Raw genomic sequence first — 10,885 nt, 5'->3', positions numbered from 1 at the left:
CCTACTTCTCGGTATGTTGTGGACGAAATACCACGGTTCCACAGGCCGGGTACACCCGGCCCTCGTCGTCCCGGCCCCGCCATCCCTGCAACCGAGCGCTCATCTGCGTGTGCTGGAAGCGCGCTCCGTCGCGGTCGCCACGGACGGTCCGGACGACGGTCCCGACCAGGCCGCGACCGATCCAGTACGCGGCCTGCCCGTACAGACCGTGCTTGCGGAGGACCCGACCGAAGCCGCGGTTGTACCGGCGGACCTTCGCGAGGGTCTCGGTCGTCATACCGGCGTCACGGAAGTCCGGGTGCCGCACCGACAGGTCCGGCATGTAGCGCATCCGCGCACCGGAGGCGAGGGCGCGGAGGACCATGTCGGTCTCCTCGCCGGCCCCGAAGGGCGTTCCGGAGCCCGTACCGAGGTCCTCATCGAAATCGCCGAGGCGTTCGAGGACGTCGCGACGCATGAAGATCCCCGAGCTCACGACGGTCCGCGGCACCCGCCAACTCGTGACGTCACCCGGGCGCCGGCGCCAGCGGAGCATCGTGCCCTGCTCGTCGCTTCCGCGGGAGGGGATCGAGGCCGCGTCGAGCCCCTGCGTCGCGAACCGGTGCGAGATCGTCGCCAGGACGCCGTCGGGGTACCAGCAGTCGTCGTCCGGGAACGCGATCACCTCACCGCGGAGTCGAGTCATCCCGGCGTTCCTGCCCCGGCTGACGCCACGGACGTCCGGCTGGTGCACGTGTTCGGCGTGCCCGGCGTCGATGAGCGGCTGCAGCACGGCCAGTGCATCCGGAGTCGGTCGCTGCTCGACGACGGTGACGAACACCGACACCCCGGCGCGCTCGATCGTCTCGAGGCAGCGGGCGAGGTGGTCCGGCGTCCGGATCGTCGAGACGACGAGGTGGAAGCGGTGGTCGGCGTTCACGCGTGGGCCTTCGTGCGGGCGAAGAGCTCGGCTGTCGGCGAGCCTGCGGTGTGCCAGTCGAGGAGGCGCTGCTGGACGGAGCCCAGCCGCTCCCGGAGCTCGGCCGTCCGGGCGCGGATCCCGTCACGGTGTCGGGTGGCGATCTGCATCTCGTGGACGAGCTCGTCGACGTCGTGGCCCACCGTGAGCGGCGCGGGGCCGTCCGTGACACTGCGCCAGAAGTCGTCACACTTCGACGCGTACGACAGCGGGACAGTGGGCACGTCGAGCGAAACCGCCGCGATGGCGCCGTGGAGTCGTTCGGACACGACCAGGTCGCATCCCGCGATGGCGGCCATCGTCGTCGGGACGTCGATGTACTCGTGCACGACCGCCGGTGTGCGCAGGCGGGCGGCCAACCCGTGCGCCGCCATGCGGTCGGCCCCGGACAGCGCGAACGCGACGACCTCGGTGGTGCCGGTCGCGGCCGCGTGCCGGTCGACCGCCTCGGCGATCGTGTCGACGTCGAACCTCGTGGTCGGATCAGATCCGATGCTGACGCCGATCCGGCCGTCGGGCCGGACGGTGCGTTGGACGTGGACGAGCTCGGGGTAGAGCAGCGCCGGATCGCCCACGACGTCGACCGGGCACAGGTTCGTGGTGACCTCGTGTTCGGTGAGCGGCCCACGGACACCGTGCAGCGCGAACCGGTCGAGCGAACGCCAGGCGTCCCACTGCTGCGGTTGTGTCCCGAGCGAGTAGCTGTCGTCGGCGGCAGCTGCCCCGAGACCGAGTCCGATGGTGCCGGTCGCGCCGAAGTACCGGGTCGCACGGTCGACGTGTCCGGCCCAGGACGCGAACCCGACGGTCGTGCCGCCACCGAGCAGCACGAGCCGCTCGCGACCGATCAGCCGGGCGCGGTCGCGAACGAAGCGCGGTGAGCGGCGAGCGTAGTCCCGCCGGGTCAGGGGCGCCTCGACGTCCAAGGGGTGACGGAGCGCGGCACGCCAGGTCTCGTGCAGGAGGTCGTCGCCGAAGTTGCCGTACCCCTGCCAGCCGAGGTAGACGAACGATCGGGGCGGTGTGCTGCGGGTCATCGGGTTTCCTTCTGTTCGGTGGTGGCGGTCGAGTCGTTGCGTGCGCGTGACGAGCGGCGAGGGCTCTCGCTCACCGGCGCCGAGGGCTCGTAGTTGTAGTAGGTCTTCATGCGTCGCTGGGCTGGGAGGCGGTTCACCACGAGCCCGAGCAGTCGTGCGCCCACCTGCCGCAGGGTCTGCTCGGCCGCGACGAAGTCGGCGCGCCGTGTCTGTCCGTTGACGCTCACGACGAGCAGGACCCCGGAGCAGATGGCGCCGAGGACGGCGGGGTCGGTCACCGGGAGGAGCGGCGGGGCGTCGACGATCACGACGTCGTACCGGGATTCGAGTTCGCGGACGAGGTCCGCCATCCGGCTCGAGCTCAGGAGTTCGCTCGGGTTCGGCGGCACCCGCCCCGCAGCGAGGACGTGCAGGGGGTTGTCCCCACCGACCTCCTGGATGGCATCGTCGAGCGCGACCTGTCGGGTGAGCACGGTGGACAGGCCGACGCGGCTCTCGATCCCCAAGTACGTCCCGGTCGTCGGGCGTCGCAGGTCGGCGTCGACGAGCAGGACCCGCGACCCGTTCTGCGCCAGCATGAGCGCGAGGTTCACGGCGGTCGAGGACTTGCCCTCGCCCGGGGTCGCGCTCGTCACGACGATGCTCTGCGGACCGCCGTCGAGGTTCGTGTACGTCAGGTGCGTCCGCAGCTGCCGGAAGCTCTCGGCCCGGGTGCTGTAGCGGTTGTCGACGGCGACGAGGGGGTGTTTCGCGATGGTGTCGTCCACCCCGAACTCGCCGAGCACACTCGCCGTGGTGAGGCGCCGGAGCGCGTCGAACGACCGCAGCCGGGTGTCGAGGACCTCGCGGAGGACTGCCTGCGCAACACCGAGTGCGAGGCCCGCGAGGACCCCGATCGCGATGTTGACCGGGATCCGCGGAGCGAACGGCATCGTCGGTGCCTTCGCCTGCTGGAACACGCTCAGGTGGACGAGGTCGCTCTGCTGCGATGAGCGCTCGACCTCGTCCACGACGGCGACGAGCTGCGTGGTGACCGCGTTGGCGATCGCCGCCGCACGGGCCGGGGACGTGGACGTCGCGCTGAGCGAGATGATCACGGTCTCGTCGGTGGACGACGCCGTCACGACCTTCGAGAGGTCGGTGCCGGCCGGGAGTCCGAGCTGCTTCGCCGCGGCGCCGAGGACGCGCGGGGTCAGTGCCAGCGCCGTGTACGACTTCACGCGCGCCGCCGAGAAGTTGTTGCCCTGACTGAGGTCGGTGACCGACGAGCCGGCGGCGACCGAGACGAAGACCTCGCTCGAGGCGCGGTACTCCGGCGCCTGCACGAGGGTGACGCCGACGGCAGCCGACGTGGCGAGGAGGACCAGCGCGAGCGCGGAGATCCATCGCCGTCTGATCACTTCGAGGAACTGCGAGAGCGTCACTGGGGGCCTTCCGGGAGGCGATCGGATGTGTGATACTTATCGTAGATGATATGAAATACCAGCGCAAGCGACAGTGGAATGGAGGGATCATGCCGGTCCTCGGAGCCGTCTTCACGGCTGTGCTCGCCGTTGCGCTGATCGCCCGTCGGACGTGGCTCCCCGCGGTGATCGGCGTCGCCGGCGGCCTGCCGTACACGGCTGCCGTCGTCGCCGGAGGGAACGGCGTGCCCCTGTTCTCGGCTGCGGCGCTCGCGTCGGGCATCGCGCTCCTCGGGACCCGCCCGCTGCGCACCACGCACTGGTCGGCGAACGCGCTCGCAGCCTTCGTCGCGTGGGCGACCATCGCCACCGCCGTCGCCCCCTGGATGTTCGCCGGCGTCCGTGTCCTCGTCCCACGTGGCGGTGTGGACGGTCAGGTGCTGGACCCCGGGTACCTCACCTACTCGATCAGCAACCTCGCGCAGCTCGGGTACCTGTTGCTCGCGGTGTGCGCGTTGCTGTACCTCGTCCGCGTCGGGGCGGCAGAGACCGCGCTCCGGATCGCGCTGGTCGTCGGCACGGTCGTGACCACCGTGCGCGGGGTGCTCGTGCAGGCAGGTGCGGACGTGCTGGCACCCCTGATGGACACGCTGCCGGGGGTCGCCTACGCGTGGGCGCTCCCGGGGGAGCGGTTGCGGGGGGTCTTCAGCGAACCGAGCGAGCTCGCAGCGTTCGCCCTCCCGGCCGCCGCGTACTTCGCCGTCACGGCACTGCGGTCGTCCGGCGGGCAGCGGATGATCTGGGCCGCGGCGAGTGCGTTGTCGTGCGCGAACCTCCTGCAGGCGGCGTCCGGCACCGCCGTCGTCGCCTCCGCCGTCGTGATCGCCGTCAGCCTGCTCGTGGTCGCCGTGCGGTACGTCGTCCGGGGTGGACGCGGCACCGTCTGGTTCGTCCTCGGGGGGCTGACGATCGCGATCGTGCTGCTCGCGGCCGGCCCGCAGCTCGCCGCACCGGTCGAGGCGATCGTGGACGACAAGGTCGGCAGTCAGTCGTACGACTCCCGGACCGGCGCGGACGGCTTCAGCTGGGGGGTCCTCGCCGACACCCTCGGCATCGGCGCCGGGCTCGGCGCGAACCGGCCGTCGTCCTTCGGGATGACGCTGCTGACCTGCGTCGGGATCCCGGGCACGATCGCGTTCGCCGTCTTCGCGCTCGGCGTGCTCGTGCGCGCGGCGCGGTCACCGGCGACCGTCCCGGCCTCGGTCGCGCTCGCCGCGGTGCTCGTCGCGAAGCTCGTCGGCACCCCGGACCTCTCGACGCCGATCCTCTGGCTGCTCCTCGCCGCATGTGCCTCGAGCGTCTGGCACCCCGTCGCCGAGCCGCCGGAACCGGGACCGGACGCCGCCGGTGCACGACCCGTCACCCTGACAGGAGCCCATCAGTGATCTCGATCCTCATCGTCTGCGAGGGCAACATCTGCCGTTCGCCGTACGTCGAACGCGTCCTCCGGGCGCGCCTCGACGCAGTGCTGCCCGGAGTCTTCCGCGTGGACAGCGCCGGCACCGCTGCGACAGCGGGTACGCCGATGTTCCCGCGTTCCGCCGCCGCTGTCGGACAGGACGGCGGCGACCCGGACGCCTTCGTCTCGACGCCGCTGACCGCCGCGGTGCTGCGCGACAGGGACCTCGTGCTCACGCTCGAGCGCGCGCACCGAGCGCAGGTCCTCGACCTCGCGCCGCACCTCCTGCGGCGGACCTTCACCATTGCGGAGTTCGACCGCCTCGTCCGCCCCCTGCTGGACGCCGATGCCGTCGACGAGCGGTTCTGGGCGGAACTCCCGCGCCTCGTGTCCCGCTTCCGGGTCGCGACGGCCCCGACCGACCCGGCGCTCGACGACGTCGCCGACCCGGTACGCGGCGACGAGCACGACTTCCTGACCATGCGCGAGCGGGCGATCTCCGCCATCGCGACCATCGCGGCGTGCGCGGAACGCGCCGCCACCGACCAGAACGGAGCCGACCGTGCGCGGACTGCTCGTCCATGAGTGGATCGAGGCGGTGGGCGGCGCCGAGCGTGTCGTCGACGCATTCGCCGATGCCTACCCTGCCGCCGACGTGTTCGGGCTGTGGAACGACGCCCCCGGGCGATACGCGGACCGGCGGGTGGTCGAGAGCGTCCTGGCGCGGTCGCCCCTCCGCGGCAGGAAGGCGCTGTCGATGCCGTTCCTCCCGGCCCTGTGGAGTCACGGCCTGCGCACCGTCGGCGAGTACGACTGGGCGATCGTGAGCTCGCACCTGTTCGCCCACCAGGCCCGTGTGACCGGGGTCGCCCCGGACCGGCAGTTCACCTACGTGCACACGCCGGCCCGGTACCTCTGGAACCCGGAACTCGATGCCCGCGGATCGACCATGCTCGCCCGCGCGGGTTCGCCGGTACTCCGCTCCGTCGACCGCCGTCGCGCCCAGGGGCTCCGTCACGTCGCCGCGAACAGTCGCTTCGTGCAGCAGCGCATCCGCGACACCTGGGGCATCGACGCTCAGGTGATCAACCCGCCGGTCGGCGTGGAGCGGCTCGCTGCGGTCGCCGACTGGGCGTCCGTGCTCGACGAGCGCGACCGCGCTGTCCTCGAGGCGCTGCCTGCCGACTTCGTCCTCGGTGCCTCGCGGTTCGTTCCGTACAAGCGCCTCGACGTCGTCATCGATGCCGGTCGGGCGTCCGGGCGTCCGGTGGTGCTCGCCGGCGACGGTCCGGATGCCGAGCGGCTGCGCGCGCTGGCTGCCGAGTCGAGGGTCGAGGTGCACTTCGTCTGCACGCCCTCCGACGCGATGCTCGCGGCGCTCCTGCAGCGTGCCGCGGTCTACGTGTTCCCTCCCGTCGAGGACTTCGGGATCCTGCCCGTCGAGGCGCTGGCCCTCGGCACGCCGGTGGTCGCGAACGCCGAGGGCGGGGCTCGCGACTCGGTGCAGGAAGGAACGAGCGGCACGCTCCTCCACGACCTCGCGGATTCGACCCTGGCCGCAGCGGTCGACGGTGCCGTGCGACTCGACCCAGCGGCCTGTCGTGCGCGCGCCGCCGCGTTCTCGACCGAGCGGTTCCAGCGCGAGATCGCGGAGTGGACCGGCATCCCGGTGGGGGGCCAGACCGGCTGAAGGTCCGCGGGGGTGGACCGGACCGCCTGGAGGCCCGGTGCCGGTCCGTCGGACCTGCACCGGGCCTCCAGTCGGTCGCTACCTGGCTGCGCTCACCAGGACGCGCTCGATCTGCGCCACGATGTGCGGCGTCGCGTAGCGCGCGGCGGAGTGGCGCCCGTTGCGGGCGAGTCGGTTCCGTTCCTGCTCGTCACCGGCCAACCGGAGGATCGCGTGCGCGAGGGCATCGACGTCGCCTGGACGGACGAGGAGCCCGTCCTCGCCGTGCGTGAGCACCTCGGCAGGGCCGCCAGCGTCCGCGGCGATGACCGGTCGACCGAGCGCCATCGCCTCGGTGACCACCTGCCCGAACGGCTCCGGGCGGCGGCTGGCGTGCACGAGCAGATCGCACGCGCTGATCTCGGCATCGACGTCCTGCCGGTGTCCCCGGAACTCGACCACCGCCGTCAGGTCCAGCTCCGTGACCAGGGTGTGCAACTCGGCGGCGTGGTGGTCGTCGGTCCCGAAGTGCGCCGCGCCGATCAGCCGGAGCCGCGCATCGGGGTCGAGACCGAGCGCGCGGGCCGCGGCGAAGGCGCGGACCGCGATGTCCTGCCCCTTCCAACGGGTGAGCCGCCCGACCATGCCGATGGTGAACGGGCCGGGTGCCGACGGGGCGGCCTGGTCCGGGAGGTCCACGGGGCAGCCGATCACCGCGGGTGCCGGACCGGACCGGCCGAGGGAGCGGGCCGTCGTCCGTGAGTTGGCGATTCTGGCTGCGGGGAGCGTCGTCAGCGCCGCGCGGAGCACCAGGGTGTTCGCGCGGGAGGCACCGGCCGCTCCGACGACGTCGTGGACGTACGCCACGACGGGGATGCGTGCGAGCCGGCCGGCCAGTCCGCCGTACACGTGCGCTTTCGCCGAGTGTGTGACGACCACGTCGGCGCCGACGTCGCGGAGCCGTCGCGCGAGGGCCCGCGTGGAGCGGAGCGTCGACACTCCCTTCGCGAGGAGGCCCCCGGCCGCATCGGCTGCGTGCTCGGTCACGGACGGGTCGAGCGCGACGACCTCGTGCTCGACGCCGAGCCCGGAGAGCAGGGACTCGAGTGGCCCGTGTTCACCGAGGACGACGATCACCTCGGTCTCGACCCGGGCGGCGGCCACCCGCGCCACGAGGAGCTCCGCCCCGGACAGTGCTGCGCTGTGGGTGAGCATGGCGACGAGCGGGAGGTTCCGGGTTGTCATGCATCTAGAATACCAGTATTCTATAGAGCGTGACATTGAAACGTCACCGGGGCGACAGTGCCAAGCGTCATCCGCCTCGCCGCGATCCCAGAACGGAACCCGACATGCGTCACACCTCCCGCACCGCCCGCATCGCCGCCACGACCCTGGCTGCGATCGGGATCCTCACCGTCGTCACGGCGTGCTCCGGCACCGGCGGCGACGAGCCCACCAAGAAGCCGACGGCCAGCTCGAGCGCCAAGGCAGACGACCGCTTCTCGACGCCGCCGGCCGACATCCAGAAGGCGACGGCGGAGTGCGCCGACGGCAAGGTCGTCATCGACCAGAGCAACAAGGACGTCACCGTGGGCGACTGCGCCTCGGTCGAGATCACCGCGAGCAACGCGGTCGTCCACCTCGGCAAGGTCGACGCGCTCGTCATGAGCGGCACCATCAACGACGTCGACGCCAAGGAGATCGGCAAGGTCACGGTCAGCGGCAACGGCAACCGGGTCACCACGGACGGCAAGCCGAAGGTCACGGACAAGGGCGCCGAGAACCTGTTCGTCACCCGCTGAGTCCGACCCGACCCGAACGGAGGACTGCCATGACCCGCACGACCCTGCCGGACTGGCAGTCCTCCGCTCCGCTCGCGACTGCGGCAGCCCGTGGCGGCATCGTCACCGCCGCCGGCACCGCGACCCGGTTCCTCGTGCAGCTCGTCACCGTCGTGGTGATCGCCAGGATCCTCGGCCCCGCCGAGTACGGGTTCGCGGTCGTCGTGCTCCTGCTCAGCGGTCTCGCCGAGCTCCTCCGCATCGGTGGCATCGGAGCCCTCGTCACCCGTGCGCCGCGCCTGTCCGCCGGCGTCGCCTCCTCGCTCCACCTCCTCAGCGCCGCAGCCGGACTCGCTGTCGGCGCTGCGCTGGCCCTGTCGGCGCCGGCACTCGCGGTCGTCCTCGGCTTCCCAGCGTCCGGCAGGTCCGTGATGCTGCTCGCGGTTCCCTTCGTGGCGGCCGGGGCCAGCGCGGTCCCCACGGCGCTGCTCGCCCGCAACCTCCGCTTCCGTGCCCTCGCCCTGCTCGAGGTCGCGTCGATGGTCTCCGGCGCCGCCCTGGCGCTCGTGCTCGCGATCGCCGGTGCGGGCTCATCGGCGCTCGTCGCCCAGGCGCTCCTCTTCTCGCTCGTGCTCGGCATCGGTTCGATCGCCGTGTGTCCCTGGCGCCCGACCCGCCCCGCGCGGTGGTCCGCCGTCCGGCCGGAACTCGGCTTCGCAGCGAACGTCACCGCGGTCCAGGTCCTCAACTTCGCGGCCCGCAACCTCGACAAGGTGATCGTCGGGGCGTCGTTCGGCCCGCTCGCCGCCGGCCTGTACGCACAGGCCGGGCAGCTGCTCACGATCCCGCTGGAGCAGGTCAACGGGCCGCTCCAGCGCGTCGCGGTCCCCGTGCTCGCCAAGGTCGCCGACGACCGCGAGCGCTTCCGGCGCTACTACCGGCACCTCACAGCCCTGACCGGGTACGTGCTGTGGCCGACCTTCGCGGTGCTGGCAGTGCTCGCCGACGCCGTCGTCACCGTGCTGTTCGGCCCCGCGTGGGCGGGCTCGGTACCGATCTTCCGCGTGCTGGTGCTCGCTGGCATCGCGCAGACTCTCGGCTACGTCACCGTCTGGGTGTTCGTCGCGACCGGCCAGGGCGCTCGTCAGACCATCTGGGCGCTCGTCAGCCGTCCACTCGTCCTCGCCTCGTTCTTCGTCGGCCTGCCGTGGGGCGTCACCGGGATGGCGTGGGCGTTCTCCGTCAGCTCGCTCGTCCTCGTCGTCCCCGGCTTCGTGGTCGCTGGTCGACGCCCAGGGCTCGGGCTCCGTGACCTCGTCGCGCCGATCGTCCGCCCCGGCATCGTGGCCGTGGCGGTGGGTGGTGTCACGCTCCTGACCCGGCTGCTCGACCTCGGCCCCTGGCTCGCGATCACGGTCGGCGGCGCTTCTGCGCTCGTCGTGCTCGCCCTTGCCGTCGTGCTGCCGGGTATCCGCCGCGACGTCATCGCGATGGCGCGCCACGTCGTCCCCGCCCGGTTCGGGCGCACCACCGCAACCACACCCTGAGAGAGCGAGTCCGCCGTGCCCGTCTCCGCCGTGCCCGTCTCCGTCGTCGTCCCGGTCGGTCGACCCGACACCGCCCTGAGCGCGCAGCTCGGGGCGATCGCCGTGCAACAGCACGAGGGCGACGTCGAAGTCGTCCTCGCTGCCAACGGCGTCAGGCCCAGCGTCCTGCGCCCGTTCGTCGACGCCACGGAGTGGCCATCCGGCTGGGCCGTGCGCGTCGTCGACGCGACGGACGTCCGTGGGCCGAGCCACGCTCGCAACGTCGGCTGGCGCGCCGCACGACACGACATCGTGCTGTTCTGCGACGCGGACGACGTGCTCGAACCCGGATGGATCTCGGCGATGGCTGTGGCCGTGCAGCAAGACGGCATCGGCGGCGGCCGACTGGCGTACGACCTGCTCAACGCACCCGCGCTCGCGGCCCGGGTGACCGCGTCGACGACGGAGCTGCCCGTCAAGTTCCGGCACCTGCCCTACACGCCGAGCTGTGCGCTCGGCGTGACCCGCGCGCTGCTCGAGGCCGTCGACGGCTTCGATGAGTCCTTGCACTGCGGCGAGGACATCGACTTCTGCTGGCGGGTGGCTGCGGCTGGTTCGCCCATCGTCTTCGTCCCGCAGGCGGTCGTCCAGTACCGCTTGCGCAGCGCGGCCCGCGGTGCGTTCCACCAGGCGTACCGCTACGGCGTCGACGATGCGCGCCTCCTGCGGGCACACCGCGCAGCCGGTGCACGGTGGCGCGCGGTCGACGGGGTCCGTGAGCTCGCATCGACGGTCAAAGCCGTTCTGCTCGCCGGCACCGGCCAGGAGGCCCGGATCACCGCCGCCTCGCGCGTCGGCGCTACCTGTGGCCGGTTCGCAGGCTCCGTGCGGCACCGCATCGCCGCCTTCTGATCGCAGTCCGCCGCTGAGCGGCCAGGCCGCCGCCCGTCGTCACGACGGGCGGCGGCCTTCGTCGTTGGTGAACGTGGGCTGTGGGCTGTGGGCTGTGGGCTGTGGCAGGGCGGTCGGCGGTGGGTGGTGGGCCGGTGCGG

Annotated in this window: 10 protein-coding genes; 6 read left to right on the top strand and 4 right to left on the bottom strand. The window is 72.1% G+C overall.

Annotated features, from left to right (window positions below; genetic code table 11):
- Position 1 precedes the first annotated feature (1 nt).
- From ACIPV1_RS13555 to ACIPV1_RS13545, 3 genes are read right to left on the bottom strand one after another with little or no spacing between them, the layout of a single operon-like run.
- Positions 2-919, bottom strand: coding sequence for a glycosyltransferase family 2 protein (locus ACIPV1_RS13555; protein WP_159571017.1), 918 nt, complete (start codon positions 917-919; stop codon positions 2-4).
- Complete coding sequence (locus tag ACIPV1_RS13550) at positions 916-1,995, bottom strand: polysaccharide pyruvyl transferase family protein (RefSeq protein ID WP_123937410.1); 1,080 nt, start codon at positions 1,993-1,995, stop codon at positions 916-918. Before ACIPV1_RS13550 ends, ACIPV1_RS13555 begins: the two co-directional genes overlap by 4 nt.
- A complete protein-coding gene (locus tag ACIPV1_RS13545; protein ID WP_159571023.1) occupies positions 1,992-3,419 on the bottom strand; it encodes a polysaccharide biosynthesis tyrosine autokinase in 1,428 nt (475 codons plus the stop codon). Before ACIPV1_RS13545 ends, ACIPV1_RS13550 begins: the two co-directional genes overlap by 4 nt.
- A gap of 89 nt (positions 3,420-3,508) precedes the next feature.
- Here ACIPV1_RS13545 and ACIPV1_RS13540 point away from each other — a divergent pair, with 89 nt between their 5' ends.
- The 3 genes from ACIPV1_RS13540 to ACIPV1_RS13530 are packed head-to-tail and all read left to right on the top strand — an operon-like array spanning position 3,509 to position 6,547.
- The gene (locus ACIPV1_RS13540) at positions 3,509-4,843 is read left to right on the top strand and encodes a hypothetical protein (RefSeq protein ID WP_402726621.1); all 1,335 of its coding nucleotides are present in this window, start codon (positions 3,509-3,511) and stop codon (positions 4,841-4,843) included.
- Positions 4,840-5,442: a low molecular weight phosphatase family protein gene (locus tag ACIPV1_RS13535; protein WP_165901157.1), complete on the top strand. Its 603-nt coding sequence runs from the start codon at positions 4,840-4,842 to the stop codon at positions 5,440-5,442. Before ACIPV1_RS13540 ends, ACIPV1_RS13535 begins: the two co-directional genes overlap by 4 nt.
- Positions 5,420-6,547, top strand: coding sequence for a glycosyltransferase (locus ACIPV1_RS13530; RefSeq protein ID WP_131922180.1), 1,128 nt, complete (start codon positions 5,420-5,422; stop codon positions 6,545-6,547). The genes ACIPV1_RS13535 and ACIPV1_RS13530 overlap by 23 nt, the downstream gene beginning before the upstream one ends.
- Positions 6,548-6,625: 78 nt before the next feature.
- Here the strand turns inward: ACIPV1_RS13530 and ACIPV1_RS13525 are convergent, their stop codons facing one another.
- Positions 6,626-7,771, bottom strand: a complete 1,146-nt coding sequence (locus ACIPV1_RS13525) for a glycosyltransferase (RefSeq protein WP_165932425.1) — start codon at positions 7,769-7,771, stop codon at positions 6,626-6,628.
- Positions 7,772-7,875: 104 nt separating this feature from the next.
- Between ACIPV1_RS13525 and ACIPV1_RS13520 the strand changes: the two genes are divergently transcribed.
- Genes ACIPV1_RS13520 through ACIPV1_RS13510 form a run of 3 tightly spaced genes read left to right on the top strand, consistent with a single transcriptional unit; the run spans position 7,876 to position 10,745 of the window.
- A complete protein-coding gene (locus ACIPV1_RS13520; protein ID WP_123937414.1) occupies positions 7,876-8,328 on the top strand; it encodes a DUF3060 domain-containing protein in 453 nt (150 codons plus the stop codon).
- A 29-nt stretch (positions 8,329-8,357) separates the two neighbouring features.
- Positions 8,358-9,854, top strand: a complete 1,497-nt coding sequence (locus ACIPV1_RS13515) for a lipopolysaccharide biosynthesis protein (protein ID WP_402726620.1) — start codon at positions 8,358-8,360, stop codon at positions 9,852-9,854.
- A 15-nt stretch (positions 9,855-9,869) separates the two neighbouring features.
- Positions 9,870-10,745 carry a glycosyltransferase family 2 protein gene (locus ACIPV1_RS13510; protein ID WP_131847606.1) on the top strand — a complete coding sequence of 292 codons (876 nt, stop codon included), beginning with the start codon at positions 9,870-9,872 and terminating at the stop codon, positions 10,743-10,745.
- The last annotated feature ends 140 nt before the right edge of the window (positions 10,746-10,885 follow it).

The sequence above is a fragment of the Curtobacterium sp. NPDC089991 genome, assembly GCF_044748425.1.
GTDB lineage: Bacteria > Actinomycetota > Actinomycetes > Actinomycetales > Microbacteriaceae > Curtobacterium.
The sequence above is the reverse complement of the archived record's forward strand: the minus strand, read 5'-3'. Positions and strand labels throughout refer to the sequence as shown.